This is a genomic window from Pedobacter endophyticus (assembly GCF_015679185.1).
GTDB classification, from domain to species: Bacteria; Bacteroidota; Bacteroidia; order Sphingobacteriales; family Sphingobacteriaceae; genus Pedobacter; species Pedobacter endophyticus.
The window spans coordinates 935679-956898 of the sequence record NZ_CP064939.1 but is presented as its reverse complement, the minus strand read 5'-3'; the positions used below and the strand labels follow the sequence as shown (position 1 = coordinate 956898).

21 protein-coding genes are annotated in these 21220 nt (G+C 41.1%); 11 read left to right on the top strand and 10 right to left on the bottom strand.

Annotated elements, in window-relative coordinates:
- The first annotated feature begins 6 nt into the window (after positions 1-6).
- Positions 7-798 (top strand): inositol monophosphatase family protein, encoded by a 792-nt coding sequence (locus IZT61_RS03830; RefSeq protein WP_196099875.1) that lies wholly within the window; start codon positions 7-9, stop codon positions 796-798.
- A gap of 115 nt (positions 799-913) precedes the next feature.
- Here the strand turns inward: IZT61_RS03830 and IZT61_RS03825 are convergent, their stop codons facing one another.
- From IZT61_RS03825 to IZT61_RS03800, 6 genes are all read right to left on the bottom strand, one after another.
- Positions 914-1465, bottom strand: coding sequence for a NifU family protein (locus IZT61_RS03825; RefSeq protein WP_196099874.1), 552 nt, complete (start codon positions 1463-1465; stop codon positions 914-916).
- Positions 1466-1907: 442 nt separating this feature from the next.
- Positions 1908-3254, bottom strand: coding sequence for an adenylosuccinate lyase (gene purB / locus IZT61_RS03820; RefSeq protein WP_196099873.1), 1347 nt, complete (start codon positions 3252-3254; stop codon positions 1908-1910).
- A gap of 124 nt (positions 3255-3378) precedes the next feature.
- Positions 3379-3570, bottom strand: coding sequence for a hypothetical protein (locus IZT61_RS03815; protein WP_196099872.1), 192 nt, complete (start codon positions 3568-3570; stop codon positions 3379-3381).
- 203 nt (positions 3571-3773) lie between these two features.
- Positions 3774-3992: a hypothetical protein gene (locus IZT61_RS03810; protein WP_196099871.1), complete on the bottom strand. Its 219-nt coding sequence runs from the start codon at positions 3990-3992 to the stop codon at positions 3774-3776.
- 140 nt (positions 3993-4132) lie between these two features.
- Positions 4133-4354, bottom strand: coding sequence for a hypothetical protein (locus tag IZT61_RS03805; RefSeq protein WP_196099870.1), 222 nt, complete (start codon positions 4352-4354; stop codon positions 4133-4135).
- A gap of 142 nt (positions 4355-4496) precedes the next feature.
- On the bottom strand, positions 4497-4718 hold the full coding sequence (locus IZT61_RS03800; protein ID WP_196099869.1) for a hypothetical protein: 222 nt from the start codon (positions 4716-4718) through the stop codon (positions 4497-4499).
- Positions 4719-4922: 204 nt separating this feature from the next.
- Here IZT61_RS03800 and IZT61_RS03795 point away from each other — a divergent pair, with 204 nt between their 5' ends.
- The 6 genes from IZT61_RS03795 (at position 4923) to IZT61_RS03770 (ending at position 9695) form a co-directional block, all read left to right on the top strand.
- Positions 4923-5489 (top strand): RNA polymerase sigma factor, encoded by a 567-nt coding sequence (locus IZT61_RS03795; protein ID WP_196099868.1) that lies wholly within the window; start codon positions 4923-4925, stop codon positions 5487-5489.
- Between the two features lie 8 nt (positions 5490-5497).
- A complete protein-coding gene (locus tag IZT61_RS03790; RefSeq protein WP_196099867.1) occupies positions 5498-6601 on the top strand; it encodes a S1C family serine protease in 1104 nt (367 codons plus the stop codon).
- A gap of 390 nt (positions 6602-6991) precedes the next feature.
- Complete coding sequence (locus IZT61_RS03785; protein WP_196099866.1) at positions 6992-7627, top strand: peroxiredoxin; 636 nt, start codon at positions 6992-6994, stop codon at positions 7625-7627.
- A 206-nt stretch (positions 7628-7833) separates the two neighbouring features.
- The gene (locus IZT61_RS03780; protein WP_196099865.1) at positions 7834-8031 is read left to right on the top strand and encodes a cold-shock protein; all 198 of its coding nucleotides are present in this window, start codon (positions 7834-7836) and stop codon (positions 8029-8031) included.
- Between the two features lie 285 nt (positions 8032-8316).
- Positions 8317-9501: a GAF domain-containing sensor histidine kinase gene (locus IZT61_RS03775; RefSeq protein ID WP_230383839.1), complete on the top strand. Its 1185-nt coding sequence runs from the start codon at positions 8317-8319 to the stop codon at positions 9499-9501.
- Positions 9501-9695, top strand: coding sequence for a hypothetical protein (locus tag IZT61_RS03770; RefSeq protein WP_196099864.1), 195 nt, complete (start codon positions 9501-9503; stop codon positions 9693-9695). The genes IZT61_RS03775 and IZT61_RS03770 overlap by 1 nt, the downstream gene beginning before the upstream one ends.
- A gap of 2 nt (positions 9696-9697) precedes the next feature.
- Here the strand turns inward: IZT61_RS03770 and IZT61_RS03765 are convergent, their stop codons facing one another.
- Positions 9698-10051, bottom strand: a complete 354-nt coding sequence (locus IZT61_RS03765) for a nuclear transport factor 2 family protein (RefSeq protein ID WP_196099863.1) — start codon at positions 10049-10051, stop codon at positions 9698-9700.
- Between the two features lie 57 nt (positions 10052-10108).
- Positions 10109-12364: a glycoside hydrolase family 95 protein gene (locus IZT61_RS03760; protein WP_196099862.1), complete on the bottom strand. Its 2256-nt coding sequence runs from the start codon at positions 12362-12364 to the stop codon at positions 10109-10111.
- Positions 12365-12523: 159 nt separating this feature from the next.
- Between IZT61_RS03760 and IZT61_RS03755 the strand changes: the two genes are divergently transcribed.
- Complete coding sequence (locus IZT61_RS03755) at positions 12524-14677, top strand: GH92 family glycosyl hydrolase (RefSeq protein ID WP_196099861.1); 2154 nt, start codon at positions 12524-12526, stop codon at positions 14675-14677.
- A 589-nt stretch (positions 14678-15266) separates the two neighbouring features.
- Entirely contained in the window at positions 15267-17396 is a 2130-nt protein-coding gene (gene glgX / locus IZT61_RS03750) for a glycogen debranching protein GlgX (protein WP_196099860.1), read from the top strand.
- A gap of 5 nt (positions 17397-17401) precedes the next feature.
- On the opposite strand, the gene IZT61_RS03745 is transcribed toward glgX, so the two are convergent.
- Positions 17402-17587: a hypothetical protein gene (locus tag IZT61_RS03745; protein WP_196099859.1), complete on the bottom strand. Its 186-nt coding sequence runs from the start codon at positions 17585-17587 to the stop codon at positions 17402-17404.
- Between the two features lie 2 nt (positions 17588-17589).
- A complete protein-coding gene (locus IZT61_RS03740) occupies positions 17590-17811 on the bottom strand; it encodes a DUF3606 domain-containing protein (RefSeq protein ID WP_196099858.1) in 222 nt (73 codons plus the stop codon).
- Between the two features lie 496 nt (positions 17812-18307).
- Between IZT61_RS03740 and IZT61_RS03735 the strand changes: the two genes are divergently transcribed.
- Both IZT61_RS03735 and ligD read left to right on the top strand, forming a co-directional pair.
- Positions 18308-18481 carry a DUF3606 domain-containing protein gene (locus IZT61_RS03735; protein WP_196099857.1) on the top strand — a complete coding sequence of 58 codons (174 nt, stop codon included), beginning with the start codon at positions 18308-18310 and terminating at the stop codon, positions 18479-18481.
- A 6-nt stretch (positions 18482-18487) separates the two neighbouring features.
- Positions 18488-21187: a DNA ligase D gene (ligD, locus tag IZT61_RS03730; protein ID WP_196099856.1), complete on the top strand. Its 2700-nt coding sequence runs from the start codon at positions 18488-18490 to the stop codon at positions 21185-21187.
- Positions 21188-21220: the final 33 nt, after the last annotated feature.

Sequence of the window (21220 nt, the reverse complement as noted above, 5' to 3'; positions counted from 1 at the left end):
AAAGTTATGAATTACGAATTACTATGCAACAAGGTAATATCAGTTGTAAGGCTTACGGGGAATTTTATCCGTAAAGAATCTTTGCAATTCGATGCCACGAAAATTGAGTACAAGGGTTTAAACGATATGGTCTCGTATGTTGACAAAACAGCCGAGCAAAAATTGGTTCAGAATCTGGAGAAATTGATTCCCGATGCTGGTTTTATTACAGAAGAAAAAACAATCTCAAGGACCGGGAAAACCTTTCAGTGGATAATCGATCCTTTAGATGGTACAACAAACTTTATCCACGGTATTCCGGCATACGGAATCAGCGTTGCCTTGTATGAGGATAATATGCCCGTAATCGGCGTAGTTTACGAGTTAAACCGCGGCGAAATGTTCTACTCATATAAAGGCGGAAATGCTTTTTTGAATAAAAAGGAAATCAGGGTCTCTGTAAACCCCGATTTAAAATCGAGCCTGTTGGCCACGGGTTTTCCATATTATCAGTTTGATAAGCAAGCGCAATATTTACGTCTTTTAGAAGAGATGATGCAAAAAACGCATGGCCTGCGTCGTATCGGCGCCGCCGCGATCGATTTGGTATATACCGCATGCGGGCGCTTCGATGCTTTTTTCGAATACAACCTGCAGCAGTGGGATTTTGCAGCCGGATGCTTTATCGTTCAACAAGCAGGCGGAGAAGTGTACGATTTTTCGGGTGGTAACCAGTACTTCGATAAAAGGGAAATTTTGGCAACAAATGGCAAACTAACGGCCGAAATACTAGAAGCAGTTACCAGGCACTTTAAATAATGCTATTTAGTTTGGAGCTGCCAATCTTAGCTTCGTAACTATTGAACAAAACAAAAAAAGCATGGCTAAATACAGCCATGCTTTTCATATCTATTAAAAAATGAAAAATGCTCAATTATAAAGCCTCAGAAACCACTTCGGTAACCTCGGGCACCATTCTTTGAAGCAGATTTTGAATGCCCGATTTCAGGGTAATTGTCGACGACGGGCAGCCGCTGCAAGAACCTCTCAACTCTACTGTTACTACTCCTTCATCAAAAGATTTATAGGTAATTGCTCCACCATCCTGTTCAACCGCAGGACGCACGTAATCGTGCAAAATCTGTTGAATTTTAATTTCTGTTTCCGACCCTTCAAAATTCGGGGCCTCATCTGCAGTTGCTTCCTTTATTTTTAGTTCAGATTCTACCGCACCTTTAACAAACTCTTTTAAAATAGCTTCGATATCCGTCCATTCCGCATCATCAGTTTTAGTAATCGTTACAAAATTACTGGCGAAAAACACGCCCGAAACGAAGTTAAACTTAAACAGCTCTTTAGCAAATGGCGAGTGTTCTGCACTTTCTTTAGTCGCAAAATCTTCACTTCCGTTTATCAACAGCTTGTTCACCATAAATTTCATGGTAGCCGGATTCGGAGTTTGCTCTGTATATACGTTAATCGTCATGTCTCAATCAATTTGAATTACACAAAATTAATAATAAGTAGCCAACAAAAAAGGTACACGCTGTCTGTTTAGCGTCAATTTAATCGTTTCGTTCTAAGCTTAAAATAGAAACATTTACATAAAAAACTCTTTAACGTAATTTGTATCGATTTTTATGCTACAGATTAAAACCACTATTGAGGTTTCGTGTAACTTGATAAACAACATCATCATATAACCACGCTCAAGGGGCTGTATCAAAAGGCAAAACGACGCCCTAAGCTCAGATCCGATAGCTATCGGATTCGCCTTGCGACTTGAGCTTGTATTAAGCGTCGAAATGCTCAAGATAAACTCAGTTGAAGACCTTTTCTGTAGAAAAAAACAAATAAACTTCGCCCTTGGACTCAGCTTGGGGTGACAATGTTTTTTTCCTAACTAAATGACATTGGTGCTGCTCTCACTAAAAAACACCCGTATAATTAAAAGGAGTAATTGTTCTTAATTGTGCCTTGATCGGTTCAGCAACGTCCAGGCCGCTAATAAAATCAGCAATGCTCGCCGCGTTTATTTTTGAATTCGTGCGGGTCAACTCTTTCAGCGCTTCGTACGGATTTGGATAATTTTCTCTGCGCAAAACCGTTTGAATCGCCTCTGCAACTACCGCCCAGTTATCTTCCAAATCGGCGTTCAAAGCTGTTTCGTTCAGCAAAATCTTGTTTAATCCACGCAAGGTTGCATTTATGGCAATCAACGTGTGTCCGAACGGTACGCCAATATTTCTCAGTACAGTCGAATCCGTTAAGTCCCTTTGTAATCTCGAAATTGGGAGCTTCGCAGCAAAAAATTCGAATAATGCATTGGCAATTCCGGCGTTGCCCTCCGCATTTTCAAAGTCGATCGGATTAACTTTATGCGGCATAGCCGATGAGCCGATCTCACCAGCCTTTATTTTTTGCTTAAAATAATTTTTTGAAATGTACGTCCAGATATCGCGATCTAAGTCGATAATGATGTTATTTATGCGTTTCAAGGCATCGCATTGGGCCGCAAACTGATCGTAATGCTCAATCTGCGTGGTGTACTGGGCCCGTTTTAAGCCCAAAGTATTGTTAACAAAGCCATTAGAAAAATCTACCCAGTTAACTTGTGGATAAGCAATGTGATGTGCGTTGAAATTACCCGTGGCACCGCCAAATTTGGCACTATTTGGTATTGCCTTCAACGCTTCAACCTGTATTTTTAAGCGTTCAGCAAAAACCAAAAATTCTTTGCCCAGTTTAGTCGGCGAGGCCGGCTGTCCGTGGGTATGAGCCAGCATCGGAATATCTTTCCATTCGGTAGCCAATGCGTCAATTTTCTCAATTAAGGCTGCAATTGCCGGGTAATAGCTTTCGTTTAGAGCCAGTTTAATTGAATAGGGGATGGCGGTATTGTTGATATCTTGAGAAGTCAATCCAAAATGGATAAATTCTTTGTATTCCTGAAGGCCAAGCCCATCAAACTTGCCTTTAATGAAATATTCGACTGCTTTAACATCATGATTGGTTACCTTTTCAGTTTCCTTGATCGTTAAAGCATCTGTTTCAGAAAAATTTTGGTGTATGCTGCGAAGTTCTCCGTATAAATTTTTATCAAACTGCGCTAAGCCCGGCAAATTAATATCGCACAATGCAATAAAATATTCTATCTCTACAAAAACGCGGTATTTTATTAACGCTTCTTCTGAAAAATAGGACGACAATTGCTCGGTTGTTTTTCTGTAACGACCATCAACTGGTGAAATTGCTTGTAGCGATGTTAAATTCATTATGCGGATTATAATTTTGCCGCAAAAATACGATTATTTGATTGAATTATGGTCTACCAATATCCGTAAAAAACAAAAAGGCTTTAGGTTTTACCTAAAGCCTTTTTGTTTAAAGAGCTAAAAACTACATTTTGGTTGCAGTGGTATCCATTGTAGTAGTAGTGTCCATTGTAGTTGAATCTTGCATTGTGGTATCAACAACAGTGCTATCACTCATGGTTGAATCAGCGCCATCAGCTTTCTTGTCTGAACCGCAAGCAGCAACTGTTAAAGATAAAGCTAAAGCTAAAAAGCCTAATTTGAATGAATTTTTCATTTTTTCTTGATTTTGTTGTGGGTTTAATTAATTACTTAATCGTTTATACCCGAAAAATAAAAAGGTAACCCGAAAAAGTTCATAAAAAAGTTAAATCACCGTTGAAAAGATGATCAAACACAGAAAAAAAAGCTAAACGAAAATGTTTATAAACAAAAAAGGCTCTAAGCGAACTTAAAGCCTTTTTGTATTGGTAAGTTAAATTAGTGTTTAACTTCAGTTTTTTCTGTAGTTACAGCAACAGTAGTATCTTTAACTGTAGAGTCAGAAACAGTAGTGTCCATAGTAGTGCTGTCAGTAACGATAGCTGAAGAGTCAGTTAAAGTAGTATCAGCGCCATCAGCTTTTTTTTCTGAGTTACAAGCAACAACTGATAAAGATAAAGCTAAAGCTAAAAAGCCTAATTTGAATGCATTTTTCATTTTTGAAATTTCTTTTAAGTAATTAATTACAGCTTAATACCGTAAATGCAAAAAGGTAACCCGATAAATAAAAAAAAGTAACTAAAAAAAAATGGTCTTAAAAATTAATTTAAGACCATTTCTTATAACTGGATTTAAAACTAGTGTTTAACTTCTTCAGTAGTTGTAGTAGTAGCTTTTACAGTAGTATCTTTAACTGTAGAATCATTAACCATTGTATCAACACCAGTTGTGTCAGTAACGATAGTAGAAGAATCAGTCATAGTAGTATCAGCACCGTCTGCTTTTTTTTCTGAGTTACAAGCAACAACTGATAAAGATAAAGCTAGAGCTAAGAAGCCTAATTTGAATGCATTTTTCATTTTGTAATTTCTTTTAGTAATAAGTTTAACGGTTAATGCCGCAAATAAGAAAAGGTAACCCAATAATTTTTTAAAAAAAACCGATAAAATAAAAATGGGCCTCAAAGTTAACCTGAGGCCCATTTTTTATAACAAGTTTAAACTAGTGCTTAACTTCTTCAGTAGTTGTAGTAGTAGCTTTTACAGTAGTATCTTTAACTGTAGAATCGTTAACAGTTGTATCAACTGAAGTAGTATCAGTAACGATAGTAGAAGAATCAGTTAAAGTAGTATCAGCGCCATCAGCTTTTTTTTCTGAGTTACAAGCAACAACTGATAAAGATAAAGCTAATGCTAAGAAGCCTAATTTGAATGCATTTTTCATTTTTCGAAATTTTTTAGTGGATAATTTTAGTTTTAATGCCGCAAAGGTAAAAAGGTAACCCGATAATTATAAAAAAAGTGAAAATATTTTTTCGCTTCCACAAGGTTACCGTTAACCTTCCGAATGTATTAAGGAATACATAGCAGCATTAATATTTTTTTTATCTAATATTGGGTTACTATTTAAAGAAAAATGTATTAACTAGTGAATAATAGTTTAAAGAGTTCAGTTCCAACAGATAGAGAGGTTATTTTAGGGATTCTAAATAACTCGGAAGATACACTTAACAAATTGTATAAGGCCAATTATGCAATGATTTTGCAGTTTATCCTTAACAACAATGGCGATGAGGATGATGCAAAAGACGTTTATCAGGAGGCTATAATCATCTTGTACAATAAGGTTAAGAAAGGAGATTTCGAACTAAGCAGCAAGTTAAAAACCTACATTTATTCGGTGTGCAGGCGCATTTGGCTAAAGAAACTAAGCCATAACAGCAAAAAAACCGGCAACATTACCGATTATGAAGATGTTTTAATTGTTGATGAAGATGTAGAACAGCACGAGGAGCGGGATTTGCACTTTGTTAAAATGCAATCGGCGCTTGAGCACTTAGGCGAGCCCTGCAAAACCATTATTCAGGACTTTTATATACACAATTTATCCATGCAGGATATTTGCGAAAAGTTTGGCTATACCAATACCGACAACGCAAAAACACAGAAATATAAGTGCCTGCAAAGATTAAAGAAAATATTTTTTCAACCATAGTAATTGAAATGAGAAACGATTTGGAGTTAGATGCAATTATTGAAGACTATCTTTTGGGTAAACTTAATCCTCAGGAACAAGAAGCCTTTGAACAATTACGCAGAAATGATGCTACGGTAGACCATAAAGTGGTTTCGCACAAGTACTTTTTAGAAGCTATGGAAATGTTTGCCGCACAGCTTCGCCTGAAAGAACAATTGAACAATATACACGAAGAAATCGATGTAGAAACACTCGCAAACGCTTTAAAACCGCATCCATCTAAAGTGGTGCAGTTGTGGCGCAAACACCAGTCGGCAATTGCCATTGCCGCATCTTTTCTTATTTTATCTTTGGTGTCTGTTTATTCAATTCAGCACAATACCAAGCAAGATATTCGTTATAGCCAAATGAGCAGGGAGCTTTCGCGGGTAAAAACCTCAACAAAAGATCTTATCAGAACCATACAGTCTACAAACTCGAACGATACACAGAACAAAAACACCAGTCCCGCCAATTTCGGAGGTACAGGGTTCGCTATTTCATCAAATGGTTATATTTTAACCAATTTGCATGTAATTAAAGGCGCCGATTCACTTTATGTGCAAAACAGCAAAGGCGAATCGTTTAAGGTTAAGGCCACTTATACCGATCCGCAGAACGATATAGCCATTTTAAAGATTAGCGACGAAAGTTTCAGTACACTTTCTGCCATTCCATATACTATTAAGCGAAGCACCAGCAGCATAGGCGAGGTTGTTTACACCCTCGGCTACTCTAAAGATGATGCCGTTTTGGGAGAAGGATATGTGAGCTCTAAAAATGGTTTTATTGGCGATACGACTCAATATCAGGTGTCTATCCCGGTAAACCCAGGAAACAGCGGAGGGCCGCTTCTTGATAACAACGGAAATTTGGTCGGAATTATTAGCGGAAAGCCCGACCAGACAGAGGGTGCTGCTTTTGCCATCAAATCGAAGTACATTTTAGAGGCCATGCGGGCAATCCCTCAAGATTCGTTAGGTAAGAATAAGCTTTCGGCCAGTAAGAAAAGCGCTTTATCAGGTTTAAAACGGACCAAGCAAATCGAAAAATTGCAAGATTATGTTTTCATGATCAAAGCATATAACTAGTTTAACCCCCAATAATTAATATTCTTGAAACCCTGTTGATAAATATCTTCAGGGTTTTTTTGTTAAAGCCGCTACCGCTGCGGAGTGCTCGTTTTCCAATCGCGGCGGTATACTTAATCGACTTCAGCACGGCGTGGCAGCCAGGCAAAGCGCAAATAAATGCCTGCAATGAACGCTCGCCCTCACCAACATGATTCGTGATCTTTATATCATGAACATCAAACCAGAAAAATGCCGCATCAAGCTTTGCATGCCGTGGCCGCTAAGCAAAGCTTACATTTAGCGCCAATTATAACGGTTTATAATTTTTCTGTCTAAATAATAGAATATCTATGTATTTAGTATGGTATTGATTAGATTTGTTTATATCAACATTAAAACAATAATATTATGAGTATAAGATTAGGCGATGTAGCCCCGAATTTTACGGCCGATACATCAATTGGAACAATCGATTTTTATGAATACCTCGGCGATAGTTGGGGAGTTTTGTTTTCGCACCCTGCAGATTACACACCAGTTTGCACTACGGAGCTCGGACGTACCGCTTCGTTAAAAGATGAATTTGCAAAACGCAATGTAAAAGTACTGGCGTTAAGCGTCGATTCGGCAGAATCGCATAAAGGCTGGATCAACGACATTAATGAGACGCAGAACACGAATGTTGAGTTTCCGATTATCGCCGATCCCGATAAAACGGTTGCGAATTTGTACGATATGATTCATCCAAACGCTTCAGAAACGTTGACTGTAAGATCGCTTTTCGTAATCAGCCCCGATAAAAAGGTAAAACTAATGATCACATACCCAGCATCGACCGGGCGAAACTTTAATGAAGTGTTAAGGGTGATCGATTCGTTACAACTTACTGCAAATTATAGCGTAGCAACTCCGGCCGACTGGCAAGACGGCGACGATGTAATTGTGGTAAACAGCATAAAAACTGAAGAAATAGCGGGTAAATTTCCAAAAGGACACAAGGTTATCAAACCATACCTGCGTACTACGCCGCAACCAAATAAGTAAAACCATTTTTTTTACGTTTTAAAGAGAATTTTTTTCAAAATATTTCGGCCGGGTTGAATTTTTAAAGCAAATTATTATATTTGGTAGGTTTTGCTTCAATATTCGTCCTTAATCTGGTTGTTTTTCCTGAAAATAATAATTCGATTGAATGAAATACCTGATCAAAACTTAAGGGTTTAATTATTTTATACAATTTTTTTATTTTTATGGCAACCGGAAAAGTCAAATGGTTTAACACCGAAAAAGGTTTTGGATTTATTGTTCAAGAAGACAATAAAGATTTATTTGTCCATTTCAAAGATGTTTTGGGCGGAATAGATAGTTTAAGAGAAAATGATAGCGTAGAATTTGAAGTCGCTGAAGGAAGAAAGGGACTACAAGCTGTTAACGTGAAGAAGATATAGCTGGAATAGTAGAATTCCGCTCAATAGAAGCTGTCTTGAAAAAAGGCAGCTTCTTTTTGTTTTTGTGCTATTGTATTCTTTTTTTGCGAATACCAGCATCTAAATTCAGTTAATGAGGTTTAAATTGGTGCGCTACATCTGGTTACCAAAAACGGAAGACGCTCTTTTTCCCGCATTTCTACACGGCATTTATACGATGATATGTAAAACAAATGTTAGAACTTTCCATTTTGTTCTTTTCGTGTTTAAATGTTTGTAAATTAACCGCAATAATAATTACAGACTTTGCAAAATCTCCCTGAAAACATTCTCGCAGACATAGAATCCATCGGTAAAATCCCTGCCGTGTCGCATATTTTAGAAATCGTATGCCGCAGTACGGGCATGGGCTTTGCGGCCGTGGCCCGGGTTACTTCCGACCAATGGATTACCTGTGCGGTATTAGATAAGATAAACTTTGGGCTATTGCCTGGTAGCGAGTTAAACCTCGAAACCACCATTTGCAACGAAATAAGGGAACATCACAAAGTGGTGGTGATTGATCATGTTGCAGAAGATGAGGAGTTTGCCAATCATCACACGCCTTTACTTTATGGCTTTCAGAGCTACATCTCGGTGCCGATTATTTTAAAAAACGGCGAATTTTTTGGTACGCTGTGTGCTATTGATCCCAGTCCGGCCAATTTGAAGAACACTTCTGTTGTTGGCATGTTCAAAATGTTTGCAGACTTAATCGCCTTTCACCTAGATGCCTTGCAGCAAATTGCCATTTCCGAACAAACCTTGCAAAAGGAGCGGGAAACGGCCGATTTCCGCGAGCAGTTTATCGCCATTCTCGGTCACGATTTGCGCAATCCCCTAAATGCAGTGTCGAGCAGTGCGCAGTTACTCGCCAGACTTAGCCATGAAAATCGGGCGCAGCGGTTGATCACTATCATTAAAGACTCATCGTTCAGGATGAACGGCTTAATTGAAAACATGCTCGATTTTGCGAGTGGCAGGTTGGGCGATGGCATTTCGATTACAAGAACGCCGAATGAGGATTTAGAACAAGTGCTGATTCAGGTAATTGAAGAAATGCAGGCGATATCGCCAACAAGAAAAATCAAGATTGATTTTAATACCGTGCATCCGGTTAGTGTTGATGGAAAACGCATTGCACAACTTTTTTCGAACTTGTTGGGTAACGCCATAACTTACAGCCCGGCTGATGCCACCATCGAAATTACAGCATCGAGCACCGAAGATGAATTTAATCTTTGCGTGGCCAATCCCGGTAAGGCCATTCCGCCAGCGGCTATGGAACGCCTTTTCCAGCCATTTTCCAGAGGAGAGGTGGAGCCAAGCCAGAAAGGACTCGGCCTTGGCTTGTACATTGCATCAGAAATTGCAAAGGCACACGGCGGCGGTTTAACCGTATCGTCCAACGTAGAAAAAACGTGTTTTACACTTTCAATACCTTCAAAGTAATGGTTATAGTAAACGAAGATACGCCAACTACCAGCTTGCTCGATTTGCAGGCTGGCCATCAAATTAGCAATGGCCTGATTAACGGTACCATTTCGCAAATCGATATTCAGGAAACCGACAGCTATTTAATGTTTTTGTTTCTGCTCGATAACGAGCAAGAGATCACCGTGAAGAAAATAAGGCAGGTTTGCTGATTTTACAGCACGGGCCTGGGATCGAAAATTACCTCGAAAGATTTGATCTTTTCATCTTCAATTTTATACCATGCGCAACAACGGATGGTTTTGCCCGCCATATCAATATCGTACCACGTACAAACATCGTTACCTTCGGCAAAAATCTTTTGTACGCGATATTTAAGCTTCATTTTTTGCATATCGGCTATGTAAGCTTCAGCGCCCTTGCGTTCGGCCATTACACCTTTAAAATGCATATCGCTGGCTAGCTGTTCTTTGGCGAGGTCGAAATCCTCATCGTTTAATGCGTTTAAAAAAGTTTGAACTACAACCTTTGCATTGTGTTCGTTCAGGTTTTGCGTTTGTACAGCCATAGTAATATACAAATTTAATAATAACGTTTGTTGTTTTCTGTATTGCTGCAACAGCCGCTAATCTGCCGATAATTGATAAGTTTTGCCTTTTTCTGTGTTAAACTGATATAAAAAACCTTTCTCGGAGCTTAAATCCTTAAATGATTTAGCCGAAGCAGATAATTTATTGGGGCTTCGAACGGTACAATCCCCTCCGGATAGCGACTTGATAATTACGACTTTTATCTTTCCATTTTGCCACTGCAGATCCTCGATTTCGAAATTACCTCTGCCGCGTAAGCCCTGTACGTTTCCACTGTTCCACGCATCGGGAAGTGCAGGCAGCAAATGTAGCTCGCCCGATTGGCTCTGTAACAACATTTCGGCAACGCCTGCTGAGTATCCTAAATTGCCATCAATTTGGAAAGGCGGGTGCGCACAAAGGAGGTTCGAATAAATTCCACCGCCCTTCGTGTAGCTTGTTCCACCTATGCCCACAGGCGTAATAAAATGCTGCAAAATTTTGTAGGCATGATTTCCGTCAAGCAGTCGGGCCCAAAAATTCATTTTCCATGCCATCGACCATCCGGTTGATTCATCGCCACGGGCCGTTAGCGTTATTCGGGCCGCTTTCGCCAATTCTGGTGTTTTTACCACACTAATTTCTCTGCCGGGATGCAGGCCAAAAAGATGCGAAACATGCCTGTGTTGATCTTTCGGGTCATCACGATCCGTTTCCCATTCTTGCAACTGGCCCCATCTTCCAACTTTTGGTCTTAACAAATGCGCCTTTAAATCGGCAATATGATTTTTATAAGCGCTATCGATGCCCAATACCTCTGCAGCCTCTATGTAGTTGGTAAACAGATCATAAACAATCTGCTGATCGTGGCTAACACCATCCTCCGTAGGCCCATGTTCGGGCGACCAACCCAACGGAGAAACCAGCGTTCCATCTGGTCTTCGCTTCAGGTGATCGTCCCAAAACTCGCAAATCTCTTTCATAACCGGATAAGCAAAATTCTTTAAGTAAGCCGTATCTCTTGTAAACGAATAATGCTCCCACAACGCCTGCGCATACCAGGCGCTGCCAGGCGTGTTCCATAAAAAACTCATTCCGCCAAAAATGTTGTTCTCCGTTTTAACCGTCCACCCCCGGGTATTAGGGAACTTTTTTTGCGTTTGTATTTTTCCTACTGCTCGCATGCTATTAATGTAATCGAGGTAGGGGATGTGGCATGCCGAAAGATTAGTCGGCTCAGCAAGCCAATAATTCATTTGAACGTTAATGTTCGAGTGGTAATCGCTTCCCCACGGCGGTGTATTGCTTTCGTTCCAAAGTCCTTGCAGGTTTGCCGGCAGGCCGCCCGCCCGCGATGAACTGATGAGCAAATACCGACCGTACTGAAAAATCAGTGCCTCCAGTTCTGGGTCGCCCTTTGTTTTATAGTTAACAAGGCGCTGCTGTGTTGGCAACGAACTTTGGGCCAATGGTGTCTGCCCAATATTGATAGCCATTCGGTTAAACAAAGACTGATAATCGTTAACATGAGCCTTTAATAATTCGGCATATTTCTTTTTCGATACAGGGTTGATGATGTTTGCTATTTTGCTTGCGGGCGCTTCGCCCTTCCAATTTTGCTCCCTTTTGTTACTATAATCCGTTGCGGCAGTGAGGACTACCGTGATTGCGTCGGCATTTTCTACTTTAATTTTTTTGCCATCTATTGCCTTCATGCTCCCGTTTTCGATGGTAATTAGCGCTGTTGCCTGATAAGCCATTCCGTTTGCAAGTGTTCCCTTAATTTCGATGGTCGACTTTTTTGCACTGACTAGCCCTTCATGCGAATCGGTAAGGCTTATGACTGCGTTATAGACCCGTTTTTTGTTTGCCGAAAGCTTCAGCACCATTACCTTATCCGGGAAACTACAAAAGTATTCGCGGTTAAACTTTGTTCCGTTTTGGGTATATTCAACCTCATGAACCGCCTTTTTTATATCGAGCTTGCGGCTATAGTTCGAAAACCGTTCGCCACCATTTTCAAGGTTGATAAACAAGTCGCCAAAAGCCTGGTACATCCCTCTATCATTTTCGTCGCCGGTCCATAACGTGTTGTCGTTAAATTGAATGTGCTCTCGGTCAACGCCGCCAAAAATCATTCCCCCAATCCGGCCATTTCCTATTGGATAGGCTTCCGTCATCCAGTTTTTGGCAGGTTTATCGTCCCATAAAACCAGCTTGGCTTTTTTTTGGGCATGTAAAGCATCATTTAAGCAACATAAAATAAAGATTAACAGGACAATATGACAAGCAGGTTTGGCGAAAAAACACATAGATTTATATTTAGTAAAATCAAATATAATATTATTTAAACGAGATTTTTTCCTCGTTACTTGTCTGCGGGGCATGTTAGTAACGTTTATGATATTTTCTGATGGCTAAATTTTTGAATTTCTATATTTGGCTTACACACACTAAATCGATTTAGAATAATGAAAACTCTAACCAAACATTTTTCTATCGCATTGTTAATGCTTTTATTGGCATTGAGCAATGCGCAGAGCCAGCAAAAAACAGCATTTACGAAATATGTAAACACTTTTATCGGAACAGCGCCACTAACTGATCCCAAAATTTTAGGATACGAGCTACCGGAAGGATGGCGATCGTGGGCGGGACTTTGTTTTCCAGGCAGTTCGTTGCCCAATGCAATGGTACAGCTAAGCCCGATGACGGAGTACGGATCTGGTGCTGGTTACGAGTATGAAGACGACACCATTTTGGGTTTTACGCACACCAACAAGGGGCATTGGAACCTTTGCAACATTCCGATTTTGCCCATGTCCAAACCAAAGCCAAAATTCGGATCAAAGTTTTCGCATCAGAAAGAGCATGCCGCACCCGGTTTTTATCAGGTTTATTTAGATGATTATCAAATCGATGTGAGCTTAACCTCTACGCTTCGTTGCGGATATCATCGTTATGAGTTTAAGGATAACAGCGACAGGCAGATTCTTTTTGATATGGGCAAGGCCAACAGCCGGGTTTCAAGATGGAACTTATCGCAGGATGGCGACTTTGCCGTTCAAGGCTTCCAAAGTGGCGAGAATGTTTATTTCTACGCTGTTTTGAATACCAAAATTGCCAAACTTGATAAAATTGACGATGGCAAAAGAACAGGCTATGCCATTCTTCATTTGGAAAACGGTGCAACGCAACCAGTTGAGCTTAAAATTGGCTTATCATTCGTGAGCACAGAAAATGCAAAGCAAAACCTTGCAGATGAGATCGGAGGGCAGAGCTTTTCGCAAATCAGAACTGCTGCAACTAAACAGTGGGAAGCCTTGCTTTCTAACATCCAGGTAAAAGGTGGCACCGCTAAACAAAAAGAGTTGTTATACAGCAGCTTATATCGCTCATTTTTATGGCCAGCTTTAAGGAGCGATGTAAATGGCGAATATAAGGATGCCAAGGGACAAATAGTAAAAGGGGAGTTTAGGTATTACACCGAGCCATCGCTTTGGGATACTTACCGCAATAAAGATGTGCTGCTGGGTTTGGTTACACCGGATGTAACTTTGGACGTGATCAAATCGATGATCGACGTTGGCGAGAAACGCGGATTTATGCCTACATTTTTTCATGGCGACCACGGTACATCGTCGGTTGCGGGAGCGTATTTGAGGGGAATAGACAATTTCGATATTAAAAGTGCTTACCGCGTTTTTTTACGAAATGCCAATGTGGAGGGTGGCGCCCGTCCCTTTATCAGCGAATACATCGCCAAGGGTTATATTTCTGATCCTGATGTTAAAAACCCGCATGTAGAAACCAAGGCAAAAGCTGGCGTATCGAAAACGTTGGAATATGCTTATGATGATTATTCGCTGGCGCAGATTGCGAAGAAACTTGGCGATTCGGCCAATTACAAAACGTTAATGGCCCGATCGAAGAATTACAAAAATGTATTCGATCCGGCTACACGATTTATGCGAGGAAGATTAGAGAATGGCGATTGGATCACACCCTTTAATCCGCAATACCCGTATTACGAGTATATGTATCGCGAAGCAAACGCCTGGCAGGTTTCTTTTTATGCGCCGCACGATATGAAGGGGTTAATTGAACTTTACGGCGGGCCGAAAGGGTTCGAATCCAAGTTAGATTCGTTGTTTACCGTTCCGTGGAACCCCAAATACATTGCACGCAACGTAGAAACAATGATTGGCCAGTATTGCCAGGGAAACCAGCCAGACCACGAAGCACCATTTGCTTACACCTTTATTGGAAAGCCCGAAAAATCGCAAAAAATAATCGATAAAATCTTAAACGAACTTTATGGAATAGGCAAAGAGGGATTGGCGCTTTCGGGAATGGACGACGCCGGAGAGATGTCGTCATGGTATGTGTTTACGGCGCTGGGTTTGTATCCGTTTTCCGCTACCGACCCAACCTACATTGTTACCGCTCCGCTGTTTGATGAAGTGAAATGGAAAACAAGCACCGGAAAAATAGTTACGATAAGTAAACCGGGCAAGGGCAGGGCAATCACTTCTATACAGGTTGATGGCAAAACAAACAACGGCTACTTTGTATCACACGATTTATTTAAAAACGGTGGAAAAATAATAATTAATACGAAATAGTTAGCTGTATAAGTCGTGTTGATTAATAGAGGTTTGATTTTTGGGTTGTTTATGTAATAGTTGAAGATTCGTCTTCATCGGAAGCTGTCATTGCCAGTTTTAATCATTTTTTTTAAAACTGTTGTTGCTTCTTAGAAGAATGGCTCTTAAGAAGGGTCGTCATTTCCAGCCTAGCCGAGAAATCTTTGGCTACCGTTCAATGATTTGTTCTCCAACGGAGCTTCTGTAGAACTCTTCGGTTCAGCGGACGATTTCTATATTGTTTTATGGAAAAATTTCCACCACATAGATAACATAGATTTTAGTTCGGCGAAGCTTGTATGAGCAGAAGCAATCTGATTTTACGAGAAAAGATGTACCTCGCATCCGAGAGCTATCGGATGAAGATTGTTCAGATTTTAACAATCAAACTGACGTTAGAACTACCCGAATTAAAACTTAAACGGCGTTTTCTCGGCTCGGGCCTGCCTCAATTTTGCAAGCGTCGTTTAAATTTCTAATATCTAAAACTATTCTGTAGAACATCGGATTTATATAGGTGTACATTGCTGTACAGAACAATTTAACAACGATTTTTTATCTAAATAAGATGCCTGAATATTTACAATTTCCTGGAGACGCTTATCCCCTGGGTGCTACATGGGATGGCAACGGCGTAAATTTTGCCATATACGCAGAGAATGCAACTGCGGTCGATTTATGTTTTTTCGATCACGAACACTCAGAAACCGAAACGGTGCGAATCAGTATTCAAGAGCGCTCACACCAAATCTGGCACGCCTATATTCCCGATATTCAACCCGGTCAGTTGTACGGTTATCGGGTATACGGCCCTTACAAGCCTCAAAACGGCCATCGGTTTAATGGCAATAAGGTGCTTTTAGATCCTTACGCCAAGGCGGTTGCCGGAAACATTCAATGGAACCCGGCATTGTTCGGCTACCAGCTCGGCTCAGATGAAGCCGATTTAAGTTTCAGCGAACTCGATAATGTAGCTTTTGTACCCAAATCTGTCGTTGTCGATCCGAGTTACGACTGGGAAGACGATCGATCGCCGAAAACCGATTATCATCAAACCGTTATTTACGAAATGCATGTTAAAGGGTTTACCAAAACTCATCCCGGCATCCCCGAAAATATTAAGGGAACCTATGCCGGGTTGGCGCACCCCACATCCATCAATTATTTAAAAGAACTGGGTGTAACAGCGGTTGAGCTTATGCCCGTTCATCAATGTATTTCCGATCATCATTTGGTTGAAAAGGGCCTTTCCAATTATTGGGGCTATAACACCATCGCTTTCTTTGCACCCGATTCACGTTTTGCATCGTCTGATATTCGCGGTGGCCAGCTAAATGAGTTTAAAGATATGGTTAAGGCGCTGCATAAGGCGGGTATTGAGGTAATTTTGGATGTGGTGTATAACCATACCGGCGAAGGCAACGAGCTTGGTCCCACGCTATCGTTTAAGGGTATAGATAACAGCTCTTATTATCGTTTAGAAGAAAACAAGCGTTATTATACTGATTATACAGGTACCGGAAATACGCTTAACTCGATGCTTCCCAATGTGTTGCGCTTTATGATGGACAGTTTGCGCTATTGGATTACGGAAATGCATGTAGATGGCTTCCGCTTCGACCTGGCTTCAACACTGGCAAGGGAATTACACGAGGTTAACCGCTTAAGCGCTTTCTTCGATATTATTCATCAAGACCCGATTATTTCGCAGGTAAAGCTCATTGCCGAGCCCTGGGATGTTGGTGAGGGTGGCTATCAGGTTGGCAAGTTTCCGCCCGATTGGGCCGAATGGAATGGCATGTATCGCGATGTGATGCGAGATTACTGGCGGGGAAACCCGAATATGCTCGGTGAATTTGCGCAACGCTTTTTGGGTAGTCCCGATCTTTACGAAGGAGATTACCGCAGGCCAACCGCCAGCATTAACTTCATTACGGCGCACGATGGCTTTACGCTTCACGATCTGGTTTCGTACAACCATAAGCACAACGAAGCAAACTTAGATGACAATACCGACGGTGAAAGCCACAACAAATCGTGGAACTGCGGTGCCGAGGGCGAAACCGACGATGTAAACATCATTAATCTCCGTAATCAGCAAAAGCGGAACTTTTTAGCCACTTTGTTTTTATCCCAAGGTATTCCGATGCTTGTTTCGGGCGATGAAATGGGGAAAACACAACACGGAAATAACAATACCTATTGCCAGGATAACGAAATTTCGTGGCTCGAGTGGAGCAATGTAGACCAGTCCTTACTTCATTTTACCAAAGAATTAATCAAGCTGAGACTAAATCATCCTAGTTTAAGGCGCCGAAAATGGTTTAAAGGAAAAGAAGTTGGCGACGACGGCGTGAAAGATGTTGCCTGGTTTACACCCGATGGGAACCCCATGAAAGGGCATAACTGGGAAAAAGATTTCGCCAGATCGATAGGCATATATTTTCATGGCGAGGGCATTCAAAGTAAGGGGCCAATGGGAGAGGACATTTACGATAATCATTTCTTCATTATATTCAACGCCCATTTTGAATCGTTGGAATACAAATTGCCTAAAGAAGATTACGGAAAAACGTGGCGTAAAATAATAGATACCGCAAACAACGAAATCTCACCATCAGACCTCGAAACCTTTAGCGCCACAGAAACGATAATTACAAGTGGAAGATCGGTGGTGGTATTAAAATCGGAGGAATAAAAATGTTAAAGTAAATTCGATAAGCCATTTTTTGGATGGGGAATCTTTAAGATCCGGATTTTTGCTGCCGGATTTTTTAAAGGATTCCCTTTTTCCTTCACATTGAATACTTCGGTGTTGTGGGGTAAATCTAACAAATGTGCAGAATCGACAATTGGCTCGCTACCTTTTTGCTTTTTTAAGGTACTCATCGTTACGAGTTTAAAAAGTGTTGATACGAACTGCCGGATTTGATTTTCTCCATTGTTAAAAATTCTTTTAAACGCGTAAATTCCATGCTTTGAATTGCTTTAATGGCCGATTTAAGTTTTTCGCCACTAACACCTAATCTGGTAGCCCAGTAATTTCTGTCTTGCTCGTCAGCAATCTCAATAAACTCTTTCCTGGCGTTCATTGAAGGGAGTTGATGTTCCATACTGTTTATATTTAGTTATTGATAAAACAATTTAGCTCATATTTGGTTTGCCCAATCTGGCAAATTTTTTAAATTTTTATAACCGATAAATTGGATTCGTTTTTAAGGAAACAGCTACTCCAAAAGCTTTTAATTTATTTGGAAATGAGCGTCGGTATTTCATCGGTTCTATAGTCCCGTACCGAAGGCATTCCTTTAGAGCCATCCGCTGTAGCCCTCACCGAAAAGGTTTCGGGGCTGCCGCTGCTGTCGGGTTTATTAACAGTGGTTCTGCGCAGCGGCTTTTGTAGCTAAACCCGATTGGAACGGATGCCAATCCGATAGCTAAATACACTGCCCGTTCATTTCCCAAAAAAAGCTGCTATACATCCGGCTCCCTACGCACTTGCCGTGTTTTACCAGCCCCGTTTAGCCCATCCGCTTAGCTACAGACCAATAACCAAAAACTTTTTGCCTTTTTTCGCTGTTTCATACATAAATTCTAATCAAGTAAAACATGGATAATAAACTAAAAACCGGTGCTGCTGATCGCGGAAGGATCAACATCAACGAAGGGTATGAAGTAGATTATTGGTCTAATAAATTCGGTGTGAGTAAAGATAAACTGAAGGCAGCTGTGCAAACGGTGGGTACTTCTGCGTCTGCGGTGCAAGAATATCTAAAAAAATAGTTGCCAATGAGCCTTGAGAAATATACTGCAAAACGAGACTTCACCAAAACCGCCGAACCGAAGGCCGGACGAAGTAAGGACAAGAATAAGCTGCTTTTTGTAATTCAAAAACACGATGCAACCCGCCTGCATTACGATTTCAGGTTGGAAATGGATGGTGTTTTAAAAAGTTGGGCGGTGCCAAAAGGTCCGTCTACCGACCCTAAAGTTAAGCGCCTGGCCATGATGGTTGAAGATCATCCTTTTGATTACAGAAATTTCGAGGGAATTATCCCCAAAGGGGAGTACGGCGGTGGAACCGTAATTGTTTGGGATGAAGGAACGTACGAACCTATTGAGGAGATTAAGGGCAAAAAAGCGCAGGAAAAACACTTGCTTAAGCAACTGAACGAAGGCTCACTAAAGATTAAGCTTCACGGTGAAAAACTCAATGGCGAATTTGCATTGGTAAAAACGCATGGAATGGGCGAAAACGGCTGGCTGTTAATTAAACATAAAGACGATTATGCCTCAACTAAAGACATTACCAAGCAAGATAAATCCATTCTATCTGGCAAAACCATAGAAACGATGGAGAAAACATCAGAAAAGGTTTGGAAGGATGGTAAAGAGCAGAAAGTTAAAAAAAAACCAAAAGCCGCAGTCAAAACGGATAACAAAAACGAAGAGGCCGTTGGCGCTGATGTTAAGCTGAACGTTCAGGATATTTTGAAAAAGGCGCCCAAATCGGCCATGCCAACCGGAATGAAACCGATGTTGGCCACGCTGGTTGACGAACCTTTTGATAATGAAGACTGGCAGTATGAGGTAAAATGGGATGGCTACCGGGCGCTTGCTTTCTTAAATAAGGGCAATGCAGAGCTATTTTCGAGAAACAATAAATCGTTCGACGATAAGTTTTATCCCATCCATAAGTTGTTAAGCAAGTGGAAACTGAACGCAGTTTTCGACGGCGAAATTTTGGTGCTCAACGAAAAAGGAATCTCAAACTTTGGCGCTTTACAAAACTGGCGAAGCGAGGCCGATGGCGAGCTGGTCTATTATATTTTCGATTTGCTGTGGTACGAAGGGAAAAATTTGATGGACCTTCCGCTTGTGGAGCGACAGGCTGTTTTGAATGAAATATTGCCAACCGACGATGACCGCGTGCGCTTGGGCAAAGTCTTTAAAGCCAGTGGAATCGACTTTTTCGCGGCAGCCCAAAAAATGGGTCTCGAAGGAATAATTGCAAAAAAAACCGATAGCCTGTACTCACCCGATCGCAGATCGAAAGAATGGCTAAAAATTAAGGTACACAAGCGTCAGGAGGTTATTATTGGCGGCTTTACCAAAAATGAAGATACGTCTAAATCGTTCAGCTCCCTGTTGTTAGGCGTTTACGAAGGAAAAAAATTGCGGTATGTAGGCAAGGTTGGAACGGGTTTCTCAGATAAGGTGCAAAAGGAAATGATGAAACTTTTTAAGCCATTGATTATTGATGAAACGCCTTTTGAAGAAATTCCTGATGTCAATAAGCCATCGCGATTTAGGCCCAATCCGCCCCGGGCCAAAGCCACCTGGTTAAAACCCGAACTGGTTTGCGAAGTAGCTTTTACCGAGGTTACCGACGATGGTGTGTTCAGGCACCCTTCCTTTCAAGGCATGCGTGAGGATAAAAAAGCCACTGATGTAGTACGCGAAAAGGAAGCAGAAACCGACGAAATTATCGAGCAGGTTGAAAAGGAAGAAGATAAACACCATACTGCCGTAAAGCCCCCCAAAGGCAAAGAGCCGAAAACGCTTTTAAACCCTAAAGAACAAACGCAGGTAAGGAAGATAAAAGGGCACGAACTTAAATTTACCAACCTGAGCAAAGTGTATTGGCCTGAGGATAAGGTGACCAAACGCGATATGTTTAATTATTATTATCAGGTTGCCGAATATATAATGCCTTATTTAAAAGATCGGCCCCAGTCGTTAAACCGATTTCCCGGTGGCATTCACGGCCCGAGTTTTTACCAGAAAGATGTGAAGGGCAAAGCGCCCGATTGGGCAAAAACCTTCCCTTACCATACCAGCGATGGCGAGGATAAAGAATATTTGGTGGGTACTGATGAAGCCTCGTTGCTTTGGATGGCCAGTTTGGGCTGCATAGAAATGAATCCCTGGTTTAGCCGCGTTCAAAGCCCCGATAACCCTGACTATTGCGTTATAGACCTTGATCCCGATAAGCATACTTTCGATCAGGTTGTGGAAGCCGCACAGGAAACCAAAAAAATTCTTGATGCCATTGATGTTCCCAGTTTTTGCAAAACCTCCGGCTCAACCGGCATGCATATTTACATTCCGCTCAACGCAAAATATAGTTACGATCAAAGCCAGATGTTTGCCAAAATTATAGTCAGCCTCGTTCATCAGCAAATACCTGAATATACATCGCTCGAAAGGATGATTTCGGCACGTAAAGGAAAAATGTATCTCGATTTTCTGCAAAACAGACCCGGCGCAACTATTGCCGGGCCGTACTCTTTAAGACCTAAAGTTGGCGCTACGGTGTCTATGCCCTTACATTGGGACGAGGTGAAGCCGGGCCTAAAAATGAAAGACTTTAACATTTTTAATGCCATCGATCGGTTAAGGGTAGAGGGCGATTTATTTAAGGGTGTATTAGGCAAAGGAATTGACCTCAAAAAAGCGATAGAAAAGGCGAAAACGGTGTTTGGTTAATTGAAACATTCGTAAACTGGCCGTTCCAACCAT